The organism is Pseudomonas algeriensis (genome assembly GCF_048847255.1).
In the GTDB taxonomy this organism is placed as follows: domain Bacteria; phylum Pseudomonadota; class Gammaproteobacteria; order Pseudomonadales; family Pseudomonadaceae; genus Aquipseudomonas.
This window is the reverse complement of sequence record NZ_JBKKRK010000006.1, coordinates 298,387-319,500: the sequence shown is the minus strand read 5'-3', so window position 1 is coordinate 319,500 and position 21,114 is coordinate 298,387. Positions and strand designations below refer to the sequence as shown.

Genomic DNA, 21,114 nt, shown 5'->3' with positions numbered 1-21,114 from the left:
AACGGCGGCCGTAACTATAACGGTCCTAAGGTAGCGAAATTCCTTGTCGGGTAAGTTCCGACCTGCACGAATGGCGTAACGATGGCGGCGCTGTCTCCACCCGAGACTCAGTGAAATTGAAATCGCTGTGAAGATGCAGTGTATCCGCGGCTAGACGGAAAGACCCCGTGAACCTTTACTATAGCTTTGCACTGGACTTTGAATTTGCTTGTGTAGGATAGGTGGGAGGCTTTGAAGCGTGGACGCCAGTCTGCGTGGAGCCATCCTTGAAATACCACCCTGGCAACTTTGAGGTTCTAACTCAGGTCCGTTATCCGGATCGAGGACAGTGTATGGTGGGTAGTTTGACTGGGGCGGTCTCCTCCTAAAGAGTAACGGAGGAGTACGAAGGTGCGCTCAGACCGGTCGGAAATCGGTCGTAGAGTATAAAGGCAAAAGCGCGCTTGACTGCGAGACAGACACGTCGAGCAGGTACGAAAGTAGGTCTTAGTGATCCGGTGGTTCTGTATGGAAGGGCCATCGCTCAACGGATAAAAGGTACTCCGGGGATAACAGGCTGATACCGCCCAAGAGTTCATATCGACGGCGGTGTTTGGCACCTCGATGTCGGCTCATCACATCCTGGGGCTGAAGCCGGTCCCAAGGGTATGGCTGTTCGCCATTTAAAGTGGTACGCGAGCTGGGTTTAGAACGTCGTGAGACAGTTCGGTCCCTATCTGCCGTGGACGTTTGAGATTTGAGAGGGGCTGCTCCTAGTACGAGAGGACCGGAGTGGACGAACCTCTGGTGTTCCGGTTGTCACGCCAGTGGCATTGCCGGGTAGCTATGTTCGGAAAAGATAACCGCTGAAAGCATCTAAGCGGGAAACTTGCCTCAAGATGAGATCTCACTGGAGCCTTGAGCTCCCTGAAGGGCCGTCGAAGACTACGACGTTGATAGGCAGGGTGTGTAAGCGCTGTGAGGCGTTGAGCTAACCTGTACTAATTGCCCGTGAGGCTTGACCATATAACACCCAAGCAATTTGTAGACTCGAAAGAGGCCAGATTGCGGTGTTGTGAAGACGAAACGAACCGAAAGTTCGAGATACTCACAAAGCAACACGCTATCACATACCCATTCGCTGGAACGTGACCGTAAGGCACGCGCTGGCTACCGAATTTCTTGACGACCATAGAGCATTGGAACCACCTGATCCCATCCCGAACTCAGAAGTGAAACGATGCATCGCCGATGGTAGTGTGGGGTTTCCCCATGTGAGAGTAGGTCATCGTCAAGATTAAATTCCGAAACCCCTATCTGCTGATGCAGGTAGGGGTTTTGTTTTGCCCGCAGGAAAGTTCTTACGATAAGCGCGGACAGCTCCCGGCTGCCACAGCCCACCGACAGTGCTAAGGTTCTGCCCTAGCTTTTGCACTTTTCAAGGATGCCTTTATGCCGGACGCGACGTCCCTCAGCCCTGCTTTCATGGTGGTTCATGGGAATCGCCTTGATGAGTTGCGCAGCCTGGTTATCAGCCTGATGCGACGCTATCCGCTAGGCCCGCTTGAAAATGAAATCGCCCTCGTTCAAAGCAACGGCATCGCCCAATGGCTGAAGCTGGCACTGGCTGAAGATCCTGAAGACGATGACAGTGGCGGCTGCGGAATTGCGGCTGCCATCGAGGTGCAGCTGCCCGGCAGTTTCATGTGGCAGCTCTATCGAATGGTGCTTGGCCGTGATGAAATTCCGGCTAAATCCTTACTGGATAAGGCACCGCTCACATGGAGGCTGATGCGTCTCCTGCCGCAGCTAATTGAACAGCCTCATTTCGAACCGTTGCGACGTTTCCTGTCTGACGACACTGATTTACGTAAGCGCTACCAATTGTCCGAGCGTCTGGCTGATCTTTTCGACCAGTATCAGGTGTACCGAGCCGACTGGCTTGAAGATTGGGCGCAGGGACGGCACCAGACAAGGAGCGTGCGTGGTGAAACAAAGCCGCTCGCGCCGGCAAATTGCTGGCAAGCGGAGCTGTGGCGAGCGCTGCTTTTGGATGTGGGTGAAGAGGGCATGGCTCAAAGCCGTGCCGGCGTTCACCAGCGCTATCTTGAGCGCATCAATCACCTTGAAGCCGCTCCCGAAGGCCTACCGGCTCGCGTAATCGTGTTCGGTATTTCTTCACTGCCAGCCCAAGCGCTTGAGGCCCTGGCCGGTCTTTCACGGTTCAGCCAGGTTTTACTGTGTGTTCACAACCCCTGTCGTTACCATTGGGCGGACATCGTCGCCGACAAGGACCTGCTTCGTCACCAATACAAACGGCAGGCACGAAAAAGCGGCATGCCAAATGTCCTGGATTCGCAGACTTTGCATCAGCATGCACATCCGCTGTTGGCTGCCTGGGGAAAGCAAGGGCGCGACTACATCAACCTTCTCGACAGCTACGATGATCCAAACACCTATCGCTCGGTATTTCGCGAAGGGCGTATCGATCTGTTTAGCGACGGTAATCCCACGACCCTCCTTAGCCAGCTGCAGGACGATATCCTGGAATTGCGCCCCTTGGATGAAACCCGGCAACACTGGCCTTCAGTCGATACGCAACAAGACGAGTCGATCCGTTTCCATGTGGCCCACAGTGCCCAGCGTGAAGTTGAGATCCTTCATGATCAATTGCTTGCGCACTTCAGCAAGGATTCGTCCCTGCGTCCCCGGGATATCATCGTCATGGTCCCGGATATCGACAGTTATGCGCCGCATATCCGCGCCGTGTTTGGCCAGCTTGATCGGGGTGACCCTCGTTTCATCCCCTTCACCCTGACAGATCAGGGCCAGCGTGGCCGTGACCCTTTGCTCATCGCCGTCGAGCATTTGCTCAGGCTCCCGGATAGTCGGTTTCCGGTCAGCGAGATTCTCGATCTGCTGGACGTGCCAGCGTTGCGCGAGCGGTTTGGCATCAATGAGGCCGACTTGCCGACACTGCACCGCTGGATTGAGGGAGCAGGCATTCGCTGGGGGATGAATGCCCGACATCGCGCCAGTTTGGGTTTGCCCGCAGAGCTTGAGCAGAACAGCTGGCGTTTCGGCCTGCGTCGCATGTTGCTGGGGTATGCGGTTGGCGATTCAGAGGCTTACGAGGGCATCGAGCCCTATGACGAAATCGGTGGCCTCGATGCGGCTTTGATCGGTCCGCTGGTGGCTTTGCTGGATGCGCTGGAAGTCGCTCACCGGGAGCTGAGCCAGCCAACCTCTCCCAAGGAATGGGGGGCGCGTCTGCATGACTTGATGCAATTGTTCTTCCTGGCAAGCAACGAGCACGACGATTATCTGCTGGCCCAACTCGAGGACCTGCGTGAAACCTGGCTGGAAACCTGCGATTCGGTCGGGCTGGAGGATGAGCTTCCTTTGACGGTTGTCAGGGAAGCCTGGCTGACCGGACTGGATCAGGGGAAGTTGTCCCAACGTTTCCTCGCCGGAGCGGTCAATTTTTGTACGTTGATGCCGATGCGAGCGATACCCTTCAAGCTGGTTTGTTTGCTGGGAATGAATGACGGCGACTATCCACGAGCTCAGCCACCGCTGGATTTCGATCTCATGGGCAGCGATTACCGCCCAGGCGATCGTTCCCGGCGCGAGGACGATCGGTACCTACTGTTGGAAGCGCTGCTTTCTGCTCGGGAAAAGCTCTACATCAGTTGGGTCGGTCGCAGTATTCGTGACAACAGCGATCGGCCGGCATCGGTCTTGATCGGCCAGTTGCGTGATCATCTTGCCAGTGGGTGGCGGTTGGCAAATGGTGATGAGGGTCTCCTCGAGGCGTTGACTCAGGAGCATCCTTTGCAGCCGTTCAGCGCCCGGTACTTTTATCAGGGTGACGGGCTGTTCAGCTATGCCGGTGAATGGCGTTCGCTTCACGAGGCCCATGAACACGGCGCGCTGCCTGCAATGTTGGAGCCCTATGCCCAGGAAGAGCCATTGGGGATCGCTCAGTTGCAGGATTTTCTGCGCAATCCTGTTCGTCATTTCTTCAGCCAGCGACTCAAGGTGTTCTTCGAGACTTTCGAGGCCCCCCTGGCCGATGACGAACCTTTCGTTCTCGATGCCCTGCAGCGCTACAGCTTGAGCGACAGCCTGCTCGAGGCCGCCCTTGTTCGCCTCGACCAATCGGACCTGGCGTTGGCGGCGCACGCCAAGCGGTTACAGAACAGTGGCCTGCTGCCCATGGCGGGTTTCGGTGAAAGCCTGCAGCGCGAGTTGATCGAGCCGTTGCCTGACCTGCTCCAGCGCTACCAGCAGCTCCTGTCTTCATGGCCCACTCCACTGACCAGCGCCGTCCCCGTCAGCCTTCGTATACACGATGTCAGCGTAGAAGGATGGCTCAGCGGCCTGCATCAGCGAGGCGATGGCTCGGTCCTCGCCATTACCGCTATCCCCAACAGCATCGGATCTACCAAGACCCGCAAATGGCATCGACTGATACGGGTCTGGGTCAACCATCTTGTAGCCTGCGCCAGTGGGCTTTCGATGACTACGGCATTGGTCGCCAGTGATGACAGCTTGCTGCTCGCCCCTTTTGACGAAACCGTAGCGCGCCAGGTGCTTGGCGACCTGCTGCAAGCCTGGCGGGCTGGTATGCGCCAACCCTTGCCAATCGCGGTGAAGACCGCGTTCGCCTGGCTCGACCAAAGCGACCCGGAGAAAGCCCTGGCGGCGGCTCGCAAAGCCTACGAAGGTGACGGGCTGACGTTTGAGGGGGAGCGCCGGGAAAGCCCTGCCCTGGCACGGCAATACCCCGACTTCAATGCGCTGGTCGCTGACGAAACATTTCCCGACTGGTGTGATGCGCTTTATCGGCCGCTACTCGAAGCGCCTTGGCGCTCACTGGTGAGCGAGGACGTACATCCATGAGCCGGAAAACCCCCTTGGCCCTGGCCTTCCCGCTACGTGGCAGTCAATTGATCGAGGCCAGTGCCGGTACCGGGAAAACCTTTACCATTTCGGCGTTGTATTTGCGCCTGGTGTTAGGGCATGGCGACCCGCAGACGCGGTTTGAACGCGAGCTGCTTCCTCCGCAGATTCTGGTAGTGACCTTCACCGATGCCGCGACCAAGGAACTGCGGGAGCGTATCCGTACGCGCCTGGCGGAAGCGGCGCGTTTTTTTCGCGATGAAATTCCCGCCCCGGACTTGTTGATTGCCTCGTTGCGTGATGAGTTCGGGGAAGGGCAATGGGCAGCCTGCGCGAACCGGCTCGATATAGCCGCGCAATGGATGGACGAAGCGGCCGTTTCGACTATCCATAGCTGGTGTCAGCGAATGCTTCGCGAGCATGCCTTCGACAGTGGCAGCCTGTTTACGCAAACCCTGGAAACCGATCACAGCGAGTTGCTCGCAGAGGTGCTGCGCGACTACTGGCGGCTGTTCTGCTATTCGATGCAAGGTGAAGCGCTGCACTGGGTGCGGGCTCACTGGGGCGGGCCTGCCGCCCTGCTGCCCCGGGTAAGGGGTTTGTTTTCCAGTTCTCGAGGTGAGGCGCAGGGGATCGAGCCGGCCGAGCTGATCGTCGCATCCCTTCAGGAACGCAGCGCGGCATTGCTCGACCTCAAGGCTCCTTGGCGACAATGGGCCGTGGAGTTGTTGGAAATCTGCCAGCAGGGCGTTGCCAATAAAAGCGTCGACGGACGCAAGATGCAGGCTCGCTATTTCGAACCCTGGTTCCAGAAGATCACGGCCTGGGTCGAGGACGAAAGTCTCGAGCTGCTGGACATTGGCACCGGCTTCACACGGCTGACGCCCGAGGGCATGGCCGAGGCCTGGAAAGGCGATGTGCCCAGTCATCCCGGGCTGGATGCGATGTCGGGACTCAAGGCCAGCCTGGACGCCCTGCCTACCCCGGACGCGGCGGTGTTGCAGCATGCCGCGCAATGGGTCGGGACACGCTTCGAAGCGGAGAAACGGCGCCGGGCTGAAATGGGTTTCGACGACATGCTGCTGCGCCTGGACGCGGCGTTGCAGGCTGAAGGCGGGGAGCGGCTGGCTAGCCTGATTCGCGAGCAGTTCCCAGTGGCGCTGATCGATGAATTCCAGGACACCGATCCGATCCAGTACCGAATCTTCCAAAGCATCTATCGCATTGAAGACAACAATCCGCAAAGCGGGCTGTTCCTGATCGGTGATCCGAAGCAGGCCATTTATGCGTTTCGCGGCGCCGATATCTATACCTACCTGCGCGCCAGGGAAGCCACCGCTGGCCGGTTGCATACGCTGGGGACAAACTTCCGCTCCAGCCATGCCATGGTCGGCGCGGTGAATCAGGTTTTCCAACATGCCGAGGCGCGTCAGCAGGGGCGAGGGGCTTTCCTGTTCCGCGAGCCATCGGGTGACAATCCCGTGCCGTTCCTGCCCGTCGAGTCCCAAGGGCGCAAAGAGAGCTTGCGGGTTTCGGGGCAGACTGTCGCTGCCCTGAATGTTTGGCACCTGGTCTCTGACCAGCCAGTTTCCGGAGCGGTGTATCGGCAGCAGATGGCCGCAGCCTGCGCCAGCGAAATCACTGCGCTGCTCAACGGCGGACAGTCGGGGCGCGATGGCTTTTTCCATGATGGGGAAATGCTTCGTGGTCTTCTGCCGGCCGACATCGCCATTCTCGTGCGCGATGGCAAGGAAGCGCAGGCCGTGCGCGGCGAGTTGTCCGCACGAGGCGTGCGCAGTGTCTATCTATCAGACAAGGACTCGGTATTTGCTTCCCAGGAAGCAAGGGATTTGCTGACCTGGCTCAAGGCATGTGCCGAGCCGGATGTGGAGCGACTGCTGCGCACAGCCCTGGCCAGCACTACGTTGAACCTGCCGCTCACAGAGCTTGAGCGCCTGAACCAGGATGAGTTGGCGTGGGAAAGCCGTGTGATGCAATTCCGGGGCTATCGGATGGTCTGGCGCGCGCAAGGTGTGCTGCCGATGCTGAGGCGCTTGTTGCACGACTTCAAATTGCCTCAGTCCCTGATGGCACGTGATGACGGCGAGCGGGTGCTGACCAACCTGCTGCACCTTTGTGAGTTGTTGCAGCAGGCCGCCGTCGAGCTGGATGGCGAGCAAGCCATGATTCGTTACCTGGCCGAGCATCTGGCCATGACCGGGCAGGCGGGAGAAGAGCAGATCCTTCGCCTCGAAAGCGACGAGCAGTTGGTCAAGGTAGTGACGATCCATAAGTCCAAGGGACTCGAATACCCCCTGGTGTTCCTCCCGTTCATATGCTCGACGAAGCCGGTGGATGGCAGTCGACTTCCGCTGCATTACCACGATGAGCGCGGCCAGGCGCAGATCAGTCTCGCCCCGACCCCGGAATTGATCGCCAAGGCCGATGACGAGCGTCTGGCAGAGGATCTGCGTCTTTTGTACGTGGCACTTACCCGTGCCCAGCACGCCTGTTGGCTGGGTGTCGCCGATCTCAAGCGCGGCAGTAATAACCGCTCGATTCTACATTTGTCTGCCCTGGGCTATCTGTTGGGTGGTGGTGCGCCGTTGAACGAGTCGGTAGAGCTCAGACGTTGGTTGGAAGACCTGCGGCAAGGCAGCCAGGCGGTGAGCTGCCTGGATATGCCCCAGCCCAGCGACGAGCACTACCGACCCGCACGCAACGACGCGGTATTGCTTGAACCCTTGATTCCGTTGCGCAAAGCCAGCGAGAACTGGTGGATTGCTTCCTACAGTGCGTTGCGTTTCGGCGACAGCCTCAACGTGGGCGGTGACACCGCACCGGAAAATCCCCAAGCCCAGAAACTGTTCGATGATGAGCGACTCGACCCAGACGCCCCGCGGGAAGTTGCGGCTGCGGGCGGTGACATCCACCGTTTTCCCCGTGGCCCCAACCCCGGTACCTTCCTGCATGGGCTCCTGGAGTGGGCTGCCGGCGAAGGATTCCCGACGGCGCCAGCCATCATTGAGGATGCCATTGCCCGACGCTGCAACCGCCGGGGTTGGAATGGCTGGATCAAAACCCTTGGCGACTGGTTGTTGCACCTGATCAAAACGCCTCTGTGTATTGGCGGCGGCCAAGCGCCGGTGGTGCTGGAAGACTTGACCCGGTTCCAAGTGGAAATGGAATTCTGGTTCGCCAGCCACAAGGTCGATGTGCTCAAGCTCGATGATCTGGTTTGCCGATTCACCCATGACGGCGTGGCTCGTGTCGCTGCGGAACCGGTATTGCTCAATGGCATGTTCAAGGGTTTCATAGACCTGACCTTCGAGCACGACGGTCGATATTATGTGGCCGATTACAAGTCCAACTGGCTGGGATTGGACGACGCCGCCTACACCATGCAAGCCATGGAGCAATCGATCCTGGATAACCGCTACGACTTGCAATACGTGCTGTACCTGTTGGCCTTGCACCGCCAGCTCAAGGCGCGCTTGCCCCACTATGACTACGACAAGCATGTCGGCGGCGCGCTGTATATATTCCTTCGTGGCACACGCGCTGCCAGCCAGGGTGTCTACTTCACCAAGCCTGCGCGTACTTTGATAGAGCAACTGGATCGCCTGTTCCAAGGAATGCCCGAGCCCAAGGCGGAGCCGGCTTGGGTGCAGGGAGAACTGTTATGAGTCGTTCTTTTGCGGACCTGCTTCCCAAGCATTCCGACGACGAGAGCCTGGTGGATTTGGCGCCCTTGAGCGACGTGGACGACCTGTTGCTGCTGCTGACTCGCTGGGTGGAGCGCGGTTGGCTGCGAGCCTTGGACAGGGCATTCGTGGCATTCCTCCATGAACTGTGCCCAGAAGACGACCCGCTGGTGCTGCTTGCCGCGGCCCTTGCCAGCCATCAATTGGGGCACGGGCATGTCTGCCTGGATCTGTTCGAAACACTCAAGGAGCCGGATTTTGCGTTGTCCTTGCCACCGGAGGGAGACCTGCAGCCCGGCGTGATGCTATTGCCGTCGCAGGTTTTGCAGACACTCGATGGTGCCGACTGGTGCAAAGTACTGGCTTCCAGCCCGCTGGTCGCCCTGGCAGGCGACGAGCGTGAGCAGGCACGACAACGGCCGCTGGTACTCGCCGGTAAACGTCTTTATCTGCGTCGCTACTGGGGCTACGAGCGACGAATCGACGATGCGTTGCGTCAACGGCTGGCCGACCACGGAGCGGTGCCTGATGACTTGGATGAGCGCCTGGCCGGGCTGTTTGGTCCGGCCAGCGCGACGGGGCCGGTCGACTGGCAGAAACTGGCCTGCGCGCTCGCGACCCGAAGCGCGTTCAGTATCGTCACGGGCGGCCCCGGCACCGGCAAGACCACCACGGTCGTGCGTCTGCTCGCCTTGTTGCAGGCACCCGCTGTCGAAGCAGGTAAGCCGCTGCGCATTCGTCTGGCCGCGCCCACCGGCAAGGCGGCGGCACGCCTGACCGAGTCCATCAGCCAACAGGTTCGCACGCTGGACGTCACCGATGCCGTGCGTGAACGCATTCCCTGCGAAGTCACCACGGTCCATCGCCTGCTGGGCAGTCGTCCCGGTACGCGTCATTTTCGTCATCATGCAGGCAATCGCCTGCCACTGGATGTGCTGGTCATCGATGAGGCTTCGATGATTGATCTGGAGATGATGGCCAATCTGTTGGATGCGCTGCCGTCCCATGCGCGTTTGGTATTGCTGGGGGACAAGGACCAGTTGGCTTCGGTCGAAGCCGGCGCGGTGCTTGGCGATTTGTGCCGCGATGCCGAAGAGGGTTGGTATAGCCCACAGACTCTGGCGTGGCTCGAATCCGTCAGCGGCGAAAACCTGATGACCAGTGACCTGAAGCAGGACCACGAAGGTACTCACCCCCTCGCCCAGCAAGTGGTCATGCTCAGGCATTCCCGGCGTTTCGGCGAGGGCAGTGGGATTGGCCAGTTGGCCCGCCTGGTCAATGGACAACAGCCGGAGCAGGCGCGGAACCTATTGCGCAAGGGCCAATACCCCGATCTGTCCACGTTGGCGTTGAAAGGCGAACACGATACTGCGCTGGAACGTTTGCTGCTGGATGGCCAAGCCTCCGGGCCGCAGGGATATCGGCATTATCTGAGCGTCTTGCGGCAACGGCGTCCGGCGGCCTCCCGCCCGCTGGAAGACGATTGCTGGAATGATTGGGCTCGGGAGGTCTTGTCGGCGTTTGACGAATTCCAGTTGCTTTGCGCGGTGCGCAGAGGCCCGTGGGGTGTCGAAGGGTTGAACCAACGGATCACTGCCGCGCTGCTCAAAGCACGGCTGATCGACAATGACCAGCTTTGGTATGAGGGGCGTCCGGTATTGATGACGCGCAATGATTACGGGTTGGGATTGATGAATGGCGATATCGGCATTGCCCTTAGGTTGCCTGAGCGTGACGGACCGGATGCCGGAAAACAGGTGCTGCGGGTTGCATTTCCTCGTAACGACGGCCGAGGTGGCGTGCGTTTTGTGCTGCCCAGCAGATTGAACGATGTGGAAACCGTATACGCCATGACCGTGCATAAGTCCCAAGGCTCGGAGTTCACTCACACGGCGTTGATCCTTCCGGATGCCCTGAATCCTGTACTGACCAAGGAATTGGTGTACACCGCTATCACCCGGGCCAAACAATGGTTCAGTCTGATAGAGCCACGCGCGGGAATTTTCGAAGAGGCGGTGCAACGCAAGGTCAAGCGCTTGAGCGGCTTGATGTTGGAATGGGAGTAAGGTGACGCAATGATCGGTTTTGGTGTGCCAGTGCGTTGCTTGCGCTAATGCCTGTTTTTTGTCGGAGCTCTTTGTAGGACACTGTCTCGCTGGCTTTTTGACACTGTGCTATCGTTCCGGCTCTTATCTACAACAAGAGATCATTCATGACGGCGGTGGGACGGGAGGCGGTGCGCAGCAAGGATTGCAGGCATTATTTGCTTGCCTTTCTTTTGTGGCTGCTGTCGCCTGCGGTCATTGCCCAGGACCCGTCGGCTGTTACTCGAGCCGACCAGCGAGCCGAGGCGGTCACCCAGGTTGTATTAGGCATTCTCAGTTATGCGCGGTGGCCGGTCGAGCCAACGCAACTGCAACTGTGTATCGTCGGCCCCACCCAATATACCGATGACCTCGTCAAAGGCACCACCCAGGCGACCGGTCGCCCCGTGACCGTGCAGCGTGTGCTGGCTGATTATCCGAGCATCACCGCTGACTGCAACGCCGTCTATATCGGCAATCTGAGCACTGCTGAACGCTCCCGTCTGTTTGCTTCGCTGATTGGCCAACCTGTGTTGAGCATCAGCGAGGGCGGGGATGAATGCACCGTGGGCAGTCTGTTTTGCCTGCGGGTCGGTGATGAGCAAGTGTCGTTCGAGGTCAATCTCGACTCGGTCGCCCGTAGTGGCGTGCGCATCCATCCCAGTGTCCTCCAACTATCACGCCGCAGGCCTGCCGCCCCATGAGTTCGTCAAAACCACGAATTCGTCCCACGTTGGGGTCGGTCATCGGTCGCGGTCATTTGATCGTCGCGCTGGTGGCGATCGCCATGGCCAGTGTTTCCCTTACATTGCTGGGCGTGCTTGCCTTGCGTGTCTACGCCGATCACAACCTGCACCTCATCGCCCGTTCGATCAACTACACCGTGGAAGCGGCAGTGGTGTTCGATGACGAGGCCGCCGCCACCGAAGCGCTGGCCTTGATCGCCACCACCGAAGAGGTGGCCGATGCGCAGGTATTCAATGAGCAGGGCCGCTTGTTAGCGCGCTGGCAGCGGCCGGAGACCGGACTTCTTTCAGAGCTGGAAATGCACATCGCCAAGGCGTTCCTGGAAAAACCCATCAGCCTTCCCATCGTCCACCAAGGGCAAAATATCGGCAGGATCCTGCTGGCGGGGCATGGCGGCAGTCTGTTGCGTTTTCTGCTCAGCGGCCTGGCGGGAATCATCGTGTGTACGGCGGTCAGTGCCTGGGTCGCGCTGTATCTGGCGCGACGTCAGTTGCGGGCGATCACTGGACCGTTGCGCAGCTTGGCTGAGGTCGCCCACGCCGCGCGCTGCGAGCGAGCCCTGGACCGAAGGGTTCCGCCGGCCGACATCGCCGAGCTGGATAACCTGGGAAATGACTTCAATGGATTGCTCGCTGAGCTCGAGTCCTGGCAGACCCACCTGCAAAGTGAAAACGAGACCTTGGCTCACCAGGCCAGCCACGACAGCCTGACCGGGTTGCCGAACCGGGCATTTTTCGAAGGTCGATTGATCCGCGCCTTGCGCAATGCCAGCAAGCTCGACGAGCAAGTGGCCGTCCTGTATCTGGACAGCGATCGCTTCAAAGGCATCAATGACAACTTCGGCCACGCCGCTGGCGACGCGGTGTTGACTGCCGTCGCGACCCGGGTGCGGGCTCAGTTACGAGAAGATGACCTTGTGGCACGCCTGGGCGGCGACGAATTCGCGGTGCTGCTGACGCCGTTGCACAAGATCGAAGATGCCGAGCGAATCGCCGAAAAAATCATCGCCAGCATGGAAATGCCGATCCAGTTGCCAGGTAATGCCTCGGTGTTGACCTCCCTCAGTATCGGCATTGCCGTTTACCCCGAGCATGGGGCAACGCCCGGTGCGCTGCTCAGCGCCGCCGATGCGGCGATGTACCAGGCCAAACGCCTCGCCCGAGGCGGTCAACACACGGCGGGTGCGGAGCACCCGGTCGCGGAACTTCAAACCAGGAGCTGAATGCATGCTTTCGAATGCTCGTTTTTCTCTGCTGCGGTTCGCAGCATTTTTATTGATCACCGTATTTACCCTCGCTGGGTGTCAGACCGCCCCGCAAAAGGGCCTGACCCCAGCGCAAATCGCCGTCCTCAAGGAGCAGGGTTTCAAGTTGACGGAGGAGGGCTGGGCCTTCGGCCTCTCAGGCAAAGTGCTGTTTGGCAGCGATGTGGAAACCCTCAATCCAGCCAGCACCGAAATTGTCGAGCGCATTGGCAAGGCGCTGCTGGGCGCGGGTATCGAGCGAGTTCGCATCGATGGTCACACCGACGCATCAGGCTCCCAAGCCTATAACGAACAACTGTCGATACGTCGGGCCGACAGCGTCGGTAAAGTATTGATCGGCGTGGGCATGCGCGAAGAGAACGTCCAGTCGCGCGGCCTCGGCAGCAGCCAGCCCGTCGCGTCCAATGACACCGCCAGCGGCCGCACCGAAAACCGCCGCGTTGCCATCGTGGTCATCGCCGATTAGTCGGCAAAAACCATCTCCCGGCTGTTGCCCATCAGCAATGGCCGGTTCTGCTCAGTCACATCCCTGATGTAGTCCCATAACAACGTAATCCGCTTGAGCTTCCTCAAGTCCTCCCGGCAGTACATCCAGAACTGCCGCGTAACGGTGATTTCGTCTGGCAGCACCGGCAACAGGCGTGCGTCCTGGGCCGCGAGGAAGCACGGCAGGATTGCCAGCGACCGACCTTGCTGCGCAGCGACGAACTGCGCGATCACGCTGGTGCTGCGCAGATGTGCGTGCGCGCCGGGCAAGACATTGGCCAGGTACAGCAGCTCGGAGCTGAATGCCAGGTCGTCGACATAACTGATGAACGAATGCTTGCCCAGATCCGCCGGATGGTGGATGGGCGGATGGTTGTCCAGGTAGTGCTGGGTTGCGTAGAGCTGCAGCCGGTAATCACACAGCTTGCAGCAGACATATGGGCCATGTTCAGGGCGCTCGAGGGCGATGACAATGTCGGCTTCGCGCTTGGAGAGGCTGATGAAGTGCGGCAGCGGCAGGATGTCCACTGAAATCGCCGGGTACGCATCGACGAAGTGGCTCAATTGCGGCGTGATGAAAAAGCTGCCGAAGCCTTCGGTGCAACCCATGCGCACATGGCCGGACAGCGCGACGCCGGAGCCAGACACCTGTTCGCAAGCCATGTGCAGCGTGCTTTCGATCGATTCGGCGTAGCCCAGCAACCGCTGGCCTTCGGCCGTCAGAACAAAACCATTGGTCCGGGATTTTTCGAACAGCAGCGTGCCCAATGAAGCTTCCAGCGAGCTGATGCGTCGCGACACGGTGGTGTAGTCGACCGCCAGGCGCTTGGCGGCGGTGCTGGCCTTGCGGGTACGGGCCACTTCGAGGAAAAACTTGAGGTCGTCCCAGTTCAGCGAACCGAGGGAGGTGATGTTTTTTTGCATGATGGACCGGTTTTTATGTGCGTTCTTATTAGAAGTTTGCACATCTATACTCCATAAACCGTCTCATCACCAAGCGTGCTCGTGCGTCTTGGTCTTAGCTGAACCAGCGCTCTCTATATAAGAACAATCCCGGAGGCCAGCATGAACGTTTCCCTCACGCCCAGCGACACTGCCCTGCATACCGTCAAACTGTTGATCGATGGCGAGTGGGTTGAATCCCGATCCAACGAATGGCACGACATCGTCAACCCGGCTACCCAACAGGTGCTGGCGAAGGTCCCGTTTGCCACGGCCTCGGAAGTCGATGCAGCCATCGCCGCTGCCCAGCGTGCCTTCCAGACCTGGAAACTGACGCCCATCGGTGCGCGTATGCGCATCATGCTCAAGCTCCAGGCCCTGATTCGCGAGCATTCCAAGCGCATCGCCGCGGTGCTGAGCGCCGAACAAGGCAAGACCATCGCGGATGCCGAAGGCGATATTTTCCGTGGCCTTGAAGTGGTCGAGCACGCCTGTTCCATCGGCACCCTGCAGATGGGCGAGTTCGCCGAGAACGTCGCCGGGGGCGTGGACACCTACACACTGCGCCAGCCGATCGGGGTATGCGCGGGAATCACGCCGTTCAACTTTCCGGCGATGATCCCGTTGTGGATGTTTCCGATGGCCATCGCCTGCGGCAATACATTCGTGCTCAAGCCGTCCGAACAGGATCCGTTGTCGACCATGCTGCTGGTGGAACTGGCCATCGAGGCCGGCGTACCGGCAGGCGTTCTCAATGTGGTGCACGGCGGCAAGGACGTGGTGGATGCGCTTTGTACCCACAAGGACATCAAGGCCGTTTCCTTCGTCGGCTCCACAGCGGTAGGCACCCACGTCTATGACTTGGCGGGCCGCCATGGCAAGCGCGTGCAATCGATGATGGGCGCCAAGAACCATGCGGTGGTGTTGCCCGATGCCAATCGCGAGCAAACCCTCAACGCCTTGGTCGGCGCCGGTTTCGGCGCGGCGGGCCAGCGTTGCATGGCCACCTCCGTCGTGGTGATGGTGGGCGCGGCCAAGCAATGGTTGCCGGAGCTGAAGGCGCTGGCGCAGAAGCTCAAGGTCAACGCAGGCAGCGAGCCGGGCACTGATGTCGGCCCGGTGATTTCCAAGCGAGCCAAGGCGCGGATCCTTGAATTGATCGAAAGCGGCGTGAAGGAAGGCGCGAAGCTGGAGCTCGACGGACGGGAAATCAGCGTGCCGGGTTTCGAGGAAGGTAACTTTGTCGGCCCGACCCTGTTTTCCGGCGTGACCACCGACATGCGCATCTACACCGAAGAAATCTTCGGCCCGGTGCTGGTGGTGCTGGAAGTCGACACCCTGGATCAGGCCATTGCCCTGGTCAACGCCAACCCATTCGGCAACGGCACCGGCCTGTTCACCCAGAGCGGAGCGGCGGCGCGCAAGTTCCAGAGCGAAATCGACGTCGGCCAAGTGGGCATCAACATTCCGATCCCGGTGCCGGTACCGTTCTTCAGCTTCACCGGTTCCCGTGGTTCGAAGCTTGGCGACCTTGGCCCTTACGGCAAACAGGTGGTGCAGTTCTACACTCAGACCAAGACCGTTACCGCGCGTTGGTTCGATGACGACAGCGTCAATGACGGTGTGAACACCACCATCAATCTGCGTTAAGGAGCCGGACATGAACATCGCATTTATCGGCCTGGGTAACATGGGCGCCCCCATGGCGCGCAACCTGCTCAAGGCCGGCCATTCGCTGAACCTGTTCGACCTGAACCAGACGGTGCTGGCCGAACTGGCGGCGTTGGGCGGCACGATCAGTTCTTCGCCCCGCGATGCGGCCCAGGGTGCGGCGCTGGTGATTACCATGCTGCCGGCCGCCGCCCATGTACGCAGTGTCTGGCTGGGTGAGGACGGCGTGCTCGCCGGCATCGCCGCTGGTACGCCGGCCGTTGATTGCAGCACCATCGATCCGCAGACCGCTCGTGACGTGGCGGCCGCCGCTGCGAAGCAAGGAGTGGCGATGGCCGATGCGCCCGTCTCGGGCGGTACTGGCGGCGCGGCGGCGGGCACGTTGACCTTCATGGTTGGGGCTACGGACGAGCTGTTCGCCACCCTGCAACCGGTGCTGGCGCAAATGGGCCGCAACATCGTGCACTGCGGCGAAGTCGGCACCGGGCAGATCGCCAAGATCTGCAACAACCTGCTGCTGGGGATTTCCATGGTGGGTGTCAGCGAGGCCATGGCGCTGGGCGATGCCTTGGGGATCGACACCCAGGTGCTGGCCGGCATTATCAACAGCTCGACCGGGCGGTGCTGGAGTTCGGATACCTACAACCCATGGCCGGGCGTGATCGAAACGGCACCAGCGGCGCGCGGTTATACCGGCGGTTTCGGCGCGGACTTGATGCTCAAGGACTTGGGCCTGGCCACCGAAGCCGCGCGCCAAGCCCGTCAGCCGGTGATATTAGGCGCGGTGGCGCAGCAGCTATATCAGGCGATGAGCCAGCGGGGCGAGGGCGGCCAGGATTTCTCGGCGATTGTTAACAGCTATCGCAAGCCGCAGTAAAACTTGAGGCGCTCTGAAGTTTTTGTGGCGAGGGGATAAATCACCTCGCCACAGGGTGATGCATTCTGGAAGTTATTTGCCGAGCGACCGCGTCGGGTGGTCTCTCGGCTTTTTTTATGTCAGGCAAACACGAAATACTTGCGCACGGTCTCGACCACTTCCCAAGTGCCTTTCATGCCCGGCTCGACGACAAAAATGTCACCGGCGCGCAGATGGATCGGCGCCATGCCGTCCGGGGTGATCACGCAATAGCCTTCCTGGAAATGGCAGTACTCCCACTTCACATAGTCCACACGCCATTTGCCGGGCGTGCAAATCCAGGTGCCCATGATCTTGCTGCCGTCTTCGCTGGTGTAAGCATTGAGGTTGACGGTGTGCGGATCGCCTTCGAGTTTTTCCCATTTGCAGGCATCGAGTACGGGCAGCGGATGGGTGTCGCGCAGGACGGTGATGGGGGCGGTCATGTGAGCTCCGAAAAGGGGCAAAAAAGAAGCTGCACCCTAGCGCGGAGCAGGACTGGGCAGATGCCTGTGCTCGACACCGGGCTGTCCAGAAGCGCGCATTATTCGGCCAAATGCTGAGCCAGGGCTTTGGCATAGGGCGGCAAACCTTCGAAGTTACGGGCGCAGAGCAGCAGCGCTCGTCGGGTCCAGGTCTCTTGCAACGGGACGCACCGATACGCGGGCTCGGACGGTCGCCGGTCGATGGCAGCCTTTGGCACGATAGCGATGCCAGCGCCGTGGGCCACCATGCGAATCACCCCATCGAAACTGTCGGCGCGAATGCGGATCTGCATGCGTGAGCCGATGTGCAGGGCCTGTTCTTCCAAGTGGATCGCCAAGGCGCTGGAGGCGTTCAGGCCGATATAGTCGTGATTGAGGGTCTCGCTGAAACGCACGGCTCGGCCGTCAGCTAGCGAATGTCCGGTCGGTAGGATCAATACCAGCGGGTCGTCGCGAAATGGCCAGGCCTGAAGGTCATCGGTGTTCACCGCGTCGGAAACGATACCCAGGTCCGCTGTGCCCTGGCGCAGCGCATGGGTGATCCGGGAGCTGGGCAACTCCTGCAGGTCGATGTCGAGATTGGGATGGGCCTTGAGAAAGCCGGCGAGCAATTCGGGCAGGTACTCGGTCATGGCGCTGGTGTTGCAGAGCAGCCGCACCCGGCCTTTCGCGCCTCGGGCGTATTCGGCCAGATCTTGCTGGAGGCGTTCGGCATGTTGCAGCAGGATCCGCGCATGTTCGGCCAGCGCCTTGCCGGCCGGCGTCGGGGTGACGCCGCGTCGCCCGCGTTCAAGCAGGTCGATGCCCAGGGACGCCTCCATGGCACGGATTCGCGCACTGGCCGCAGCCAGGGACAAATGGCTGCGGGCCGCGCCGGCGGTGATGTTGCCAGCGTCGAGGACGTTCAGGTAGAGGCGCAGGTCGGTGAAGTCGAGGTGCATGGCCGGGGTTCCTGTCTCAGTGTTGCGGCGCCAGTAGCATCGCCAAAGTTACCAGCCTCTTGCAGGAAGAGAGGCATCCTCAGTATATGGCACATTTCAAAACCAAGGCCCGGGGCGCACGATAGCCCTATGGACACACTCTTCGCTTTCTACCAGAACCTCGGTCCGGCCCTTTCGCTGCTGGTCATTGGCACCTTCCTGCTGGCCGGTACCGTCAAGGGGGTGATCGGTCTCGGCCTGCCGACCATCGCCATGGGCTTGCTCGGGCTGGCTATGGCCCCGATGCAGGCTGCAGCGCTGTTGATCATTCCGGCGACACTGACCAATGTCTGGCAGTTGACGTTTGGCGGGCATTTGCGTGCGCTCATACGGCGGCTGTGGCCGCTGCTGCTGGCGATTTTCATCGGCACCGGATTCGGTACGTTGTGGATCGGCATGGTGGGCGGGGCATTGGCAATAAAGGGACTGGGCGCCGCGCTGATGGTTTACGCGTTGAGCGGCTTGTTTCTATCGACGTTGCGGGTCGGTGTCGGGCAAGAAGGCTGGCTTGCTCCGCTTTGCGGCTTGCTCACCGGTGTGATCACTTCGGCCACTGGCGTGTTCGTGATTCCAGCGGTGCCTTATCTCCAGGCGTTGGGCTTGAACCGAGATGAGCTGGTCCAAGCCCTGGGCTTGTCATTTACCGTTTCAACATTGGCCTTGGCGGCCGGGCTGTTGTGGCGAGGCGCCTTGGGCGGCGGCGAGTTGAGCGCGTCGCTGCTGGCGCTGATACCGGCGTTGCTGGGGATGTGGTTGGGGCAATGGTTGCGCCAGCGGCTCAGCGCCGTGCTGTTCAAGCGGGTGTTTTTCATCGGCCTCGGTGTGCTCGGCGGCCATCTTTTGATCAGCGGTTAGCCGAAGATGGGCTGAGCATGTCGACGCGACGAATCTCGAAGTCTCGTTCCAGGTAATCCATACGCTGTTCGAAAAATTGCTTCATATGCGGCAGGTTCGAGTGCACATCCAGATCGGCCTGGGATGCCCAGATTTCATAGAAGATGAACAACGTCGGGTCCTGCTGGTCCCGCAACATGTGGTACTCGATGCAGCCGGGCTCGGCCCGACTCGGTTCGACGTAAGCGCGGAACAAGGCTTCGAAGGCTTCGGCTTTTTCCGGTCGGGTCTTGGCATGCAGGATGAAACCGTGCAATTCACTCATCAGGGCTCGGGCTCCAGGTTTAAAGGACTGTAAGAGTTTAAGGCAACAATCGGGCGGCGATTCGTGCATATGGATCAAAACAGTTTTGCCGTTCGGGTGCTTATTCCACGCGAGTCTCATCGGTACTCTGCCGCCATCTTTTTAATCTTCCAGTGAGCGACGGCCCAGCGGCCACGCCTGGAATCGATGAGGCTTGCAATGAAAAAAGTCCTGTTGCTCAACGGCGGTAAGCAATTCGCCCATTCCGACGGTCGCTACAACGCCACCCTTCACGACACCGCGCTCAGCGTCCTGGACCGAGGCGGCCTTGATGTGAAAACCACCTTCATCGACGGTGGCTACGACATCAAGGAAGAAGTCGCCAAGTTTCTCTGGGCCGACGTAATCATTTATCAGATGCCCGGCTGGTGGATGGGCGCTCCGTGGACCGTGAAGAAATACATCGACGAAGTCTTTACCGAAGGCCACGGTAGCCTCTATGCCAGTGACGGCCGGACTCGTTCCGATGCGTCGCAAAAATACGGCAGCGGTGGTTTGGTACAGGGCAAGCAATACATGTTGTCGCTGACCTGGAACGCCCCGCAGCAAGCCTTCGACGACCCGACGGACTTCTTCGAAGCCAAGGGCGTGGACGCGGTGTATTTCCCGTTTCACAAGGCCAATCAATTCCTGGGCATGACCGCTCTGCCGACCTTCCTGTGCGTGGACGTGATGAAGCGCCCGAACATCGAAGAAGATGTGGCGCGGTATGAGCGGCATCTGATCGAGGTGTTCGGCCTTTCGCGGTAATCGGGCTACTATCGGGACTTGCCTGAAAGCGAGAGGACACCTGTGAAAGCCAGATCCGACGAGTTGCAGATCTTCGTCTGCGTGATCGAATGCGGGTCGATCTCCGCCGCCGCCGAGCAAGTCGGGCAGACGCCCTCGGCGGTCAGTCGCACCTTGTCGCGCCTGGAAGCCAAGCTCGACACCACGTTGATCAACCGCACCACGCGGCGCATGGACCTGACTGAAGAGGGCAAGTATTTCTTCGAGCAGGCCAAGGGCATTCTCGACCAGATGGATGAGCTGGAAGAGCGGTTGTCGTCTCGCCATAAGACCCCCGCCGGGCGCTTGCGGATCAACGCGGCATCGCCGTTCATGCTCCACGCCATCGTCCCCCACATCGAAGAGTTCCGCACGCTGTATCCGGATATCCAGCTGGAGCTCAACAGCAACGACTTGATCATCGATTTGCTCGAACAAAGCACGGACGTCGCCATTCGTATCGGTACGCTCACGGACTCGACGCTCCATGCCCGCTCACTGGGTTGCAGCCCGTTGCACATTCTTGCCAGTCCGGCTTACTTGAAGCGGCGGGGGACGCCCTCAAGCGTTGCCGAACTGGCGGAACATTCGCTTTTGGGGTTTGCCCAGAACGACGGGCTCAACCAGTGGCCACTGCGTCACATCCACGGCGATCGCTGGCCGATCCAGCCGGCCATCAGTGCGTCCAGCGGCGAAACGGTGCGTCACCTGGCGCTGCAAGGGCAGGGCATTGCCTGCCTCTCGGACTTCATGACCCGGGACGACATCCGTGCCGGTCGGCTCAAGGTATTGCTCGCCGATGCCAACAGCGGTTATCGCCAGCCGATCAATGCGGTGTACTACCGCAACTCCCAACTGGCCCTGCGCATCCAGTGCTTCCTGGACTTCATCCAAGGCAAGCTCGCCGGGTACGCTTCGAGTCCCAAGAGAGCCGACCAGATCCTTCATTAAAGCGTGGAACCTGTGGGAGCGAGCTTGCTCGCGATGGCCCCGGGTCAGTCAGCAT

At 59.9% G+C, this 21,114-nt stretch carries 15 protein-coding genes and 2 rRNA genes; 13 read left to right on the top strand and 4 right to left on the bottom strand.

What is annotated here, in order from left to right; translation table 11 throughout:
• From ACLK1G_RS12190 to yfiB, 8 genes are all read left to right on the top strand, one after another.
• A 23S ribosomal RNA gene (locus tag ACLK1G_RS12190) occupies positions 1 to 1,005 on the top strand; the annotation flags it as partial.
• Positions 1,006 to 1,160: 155 nt separating this feature from the next.
• Positions 1,161 to 1,276, top strand: a 5S ribosomal RNA gene (rrf, locus tag ACLK1G_RS12185).
• Between the two features lie 155 nt (positions 1,277 to 1,431).
• Positions 1,432 to 4,884, top strand: coding sequence for an exodeoxyribonuclease V subunit gamma (recC, locus tag ACLK1G_RS12180; RefSeq protein WP_420765649.1), 3,453 nt, complete (start codon positions 1,432 to 1,434; stop codon positions 4,882 to 4,884).
• Positions 4,881 to 8,570 (top strand): exodeoxyribonuclease V subunit beta, encoded by a 3,690-nt coding sequence (gene recB, locus ACLK1G_RS12175; protein ID WP_420765648.1) that lies wholly within the window; start codon positions 4,881 to 4,883, stop codon positions 8,568 to 8,570. The genes recC and recB overlap by 4 nt, the downstream gene beginning before the upstream one ends.
• Positions 8,567 to 10,654, top strand: coding sequence for an exodeoxyribonuclease V subunit alpha (gene recD, locus ACLK1G_RS12170; RefSeq protein ID WP_420765647.1), 2,088 nt, complete (start codon positions 8,567 to 8,569; stop codon positions 10,652 to 10,654). The genes recB and recD overlap by 4 nt, the downstream gene beginning before the upstream one ends.
• Positions 10,655 to 10,800: 146 nt before the next feature.
• Positions 10,801 to 11,376 carry a regulatory sequestration protein YfiR gene (gene yfiR / locus ACLK1G_RS12165; protein ID WP_420765646.1) on the top strand — a complete coding sequence of 192 codons (576 nt, stop codon included), beginning with the start codon at positions 10,801 to 10,803 and terminating at the stop codon, positions 11,374 to 11,376.
• Positions 11,373 to 12,641: a diguanylate cyclase DgcN/YfiN gene (dgcN, locus tag ACLK1G_RS12160; protein ID WP_420765645.1), complete on the top strand. Its 1,269-nt coding sequence runs from the start codon at positions 11,373 to 11,375 to the stop codon at positions 12,639 to 12,641. The genes yfiR and dgcN overlap by 4 nt, the downstream gene beginning before the upstream one ends.
• Before the next feature lie 4 nt (positions 12,642 to 12,645).
• The gene (gene yfiB, locus ACLK1G_RS12155) at positions 12,646 to 13,149 is read left to right on the top strand and encodes an outer membrane lipoprotein YfiB (RefSeq protein WP_420765644.1); all 504 of its coding nucleotides are present in this window, start codon (positions 12,646 to 12,648) and stop codon (positions 13,147 to 13,149) included.
• On the opposite strand, the gene ACLK1G_RS12150 is transcribed toward yfiB, so the two are convergent.
• Positions 13,146 to 14,093 (bottom strand): LysR family transcriptional regulator, encoded by a 948-nt coding sequence (locus tag ACLK1G_RS12150; protein ID WP_420765662.1) that lies wholly within the window; start codon positions 14,091 to 14,093, stop codon positions 13,146 to 13,148. The genes yfiB and ACLK1G_RS12150 overlap by 4 nt on opposite strands.
• 141 nt (positions 14,094 to 14,234) lie before the next feature.
• Between ACLK1G_RS12150 and ACLK1G_RS12145 the strand changes: the two genes are divergently transcribed.
• Positions 14,235 to 15,761: a CoA-acylating methylmalonate-semialdehyde dehydrogenase gene (locus tag ACLK1G_RS12145; protein WP_420765643.1), complete on the top strand. Its 1,527-nt coding sequence runs from the start codon at positions 14,235 to 14,237 to the stop codon at positions 15,759 to 15,761.
• A gap of 10 nt (positions 15,762 to 15,771) precedes the next feature.
• Positions 15,772 to 16,659: a 3-hydroxyisobutyrate dehydrogenase gene (gene mmsB, locus ACLK1G_RS12140; protein WP_420765642.1), complete on the top strand. Its 888-nt coding sequence runs from the start codon at positions 15,772 to 15,774 to the stop codon at positions 16,657 to 16,659.
• 119 nt (positions 16,660 to 16,778) lie between these two features.
• Here mmsB and ACLK1G_RS12135 read toward each other — a convergent pair whose 3' ends face one another.
• Both ACLK1G_RS12135 and ACLK1G_RS12130 read right to left on the bottom strand, forming a co-directional pair.
• Positions 16,779 to 17,123, bottom strand: a complete 345-nt coding sequence (locus tag ACLK1G_RS12135; RefSeq protein ID WP_003177747.1) for a cupin domain-containing protein — start codon at positions 17,121 to 17,123, stop codon at positions 16,779 to 16,781.
• 98 nt (positions 17,124 to 17,221) lie between these two features.
• Positions 17,222 to 18,103 (bottom strand): LysR family transcriptional regulator, encoded by an 882-nt coding sequence (locus ACLK1G_RS12130; protein WP_420765641.1) that lies wholly within the window; start codon positions 18,101 to 18,103, stop codon positions 17,222 to 17,224.
• A 129-nt stretch (positions 18,104 to 18,232) separates the two neighbouring features.
• Between ACLK1G_RS12130 and ACLK1G_RS12125 the strand changes: the two genes are divergently transcribed.
• On the top strand, positions 18,233 to 18,997 hold the full coding sequence (locus ACLK1G_RS12125; RefSeq protein ID WP_420765640.1) for a sulfite exporter TauE/SafE family protein: 765 nt from the start codon (positions 18,233 to 18,235) through the stop codon (positions 18,995 to 18,997).
• On the opposite strand, the gene ACLK1G_RS12120 is transcribed toward ACLK1G_RS12125, so the two are convergent.
• On the bottom strand, positions 18,987 to 19,301 hold the full coding sequence (locus ACLK1G_RS12120; protein ID WP_420765639.1) for a putative quinol monooxygenase: 315 nt from the start codon (positions 19,299 to 19,301) through the stop codon (positions 18,987 to 18,989). The two genes, ACLK1G_RS12125 and ACLK1G_RS12120, sit on opposite strands and share 11 nt — an antisense overlap.
• 198 nt (positions 19,302 to 19,499) lie before the next feature.
• Here ACLK1G_RS12120 and mdaB point away from each other — a divergent pair, with 198 nt between their 5' ends.
• The gene (gene mdaB / locus ACLK1G_RS12115) at positions 19,500 to 20,090 is read left to right on the top strand and encodes an NADPH:quinone oxidoreductase MdaB (protein ID WP_420765638.1); all 591 of its coding nucleotides are present in this window, start codon (positions 19,500 to 19,502) and stop codon (positions 20,088 to 20,090) included.
• A gap of 42 nt (positions 20,091 to 20,132) precedes the next feature.
• Positions 20,133 to 21,059, top strand: coding sequence for a LysR substrate-binding domain-containing protein (locus ACLK1G_RS12110; protein WP_420765637.1), 927 nt, complete (start codon positions 20,133 to 20,135; stop codon positions 21,057 to 21,059).
• Positions 21,060 to 21,114 lie beyond the last annotated feature (55 nt).

Coding starts and splice junctions, on each gene's coding strand:
- recB (WP_420765648.1), top strand. CDS start 4,881: ATGAGCCGGAAAACCCCCTTGGCCCTGGCCTTCCCGCTACGTGGCAGT.
- ACLK1G_RS12150 (WP_420765662.1), bottom strand. CDS start 14,093: ATGCAAAAAAACATCACCTCCCTCGGTTCGCTGAACTGGGACGACCTC.
- ACLK1G_RS12135 (WP_003177747.1), bottom strand. CDS start 17,123: ATGACCGCCCCCATCACCGTCCTGCGCGACACCCATCCGCTGCCCGTA.
- recC (WP_420765649.1), top strand. CDS start 1,432: ATGCCGGACGCGACGTCCCTCAGCCCTGCTTTCATGGTGGTTCATGGG.
- recD (WP_420765647.1), top strand. CDS start 8,567: ATGAGTCGTTCTTTTGCGGACCTGCTTCCCAAGCATTCCGACGACGAG.
- ACLK1G_RS12120 (WP_420765639.1), bottom strand. CDS start 19,301: ATGAGTGAATTGCACGGTTTCATCCTGCATGCCAAGACCCGACCGGAA.
- ACLK1G_RS12130 (WP_420765641.1), bottom strand. CDS start 18,103: ATGCACCTCGACTTCACCGACCTGCGCCTCTACCTGAACGTCCTCGAC.
- mmsB (WP_420765642.1), top strand. CDS start 15,772: ATGAACATCGCATTTATCGGCCTGGGTAACATGGGCGCCCCCATGGCG.
- ACLK1G_RS12145 (WP_420765643.1), top strand. CDS start 14,235: ATGAACGTTTCCCTCACGCCCAGCGACACTGCCCTGCATACCGTCAAA.
- yfiB (WP_420765644.1), top strand. CDS start 12,646: ATGCTTTCGAATGCTCGTTTTTCTCTGCTGCGGTTCGCAGCATTTTTA.
- yfiR (WP_420765646.1), top strand. CDS start 10,801: ATGACGGCGGTGGGACGGGAGGCGGTGCGCAGCAAGGATTGCAGGCAT.
- mdaB (WP_420765638.1), top strand. CDS start 19,500: ATGAAAAAAGTCCTGTTGCTCAACGGCGGTAAGCAATTCGCCCATTCC.
- ACLK1G_RS12125 (WP_420765640.1), top strand. CDS start 18,233: ATGGACACACTCTTCGCTTTCTACCAGAACCTCGGTCCGGCCCTTTCG.
- dgcN (WP_420765645.1), top strand. CDS start 11,373: ATGAGTTCGTCAAAACCACGAATTCGTCCCACGTTGGGGTCGGTCATC.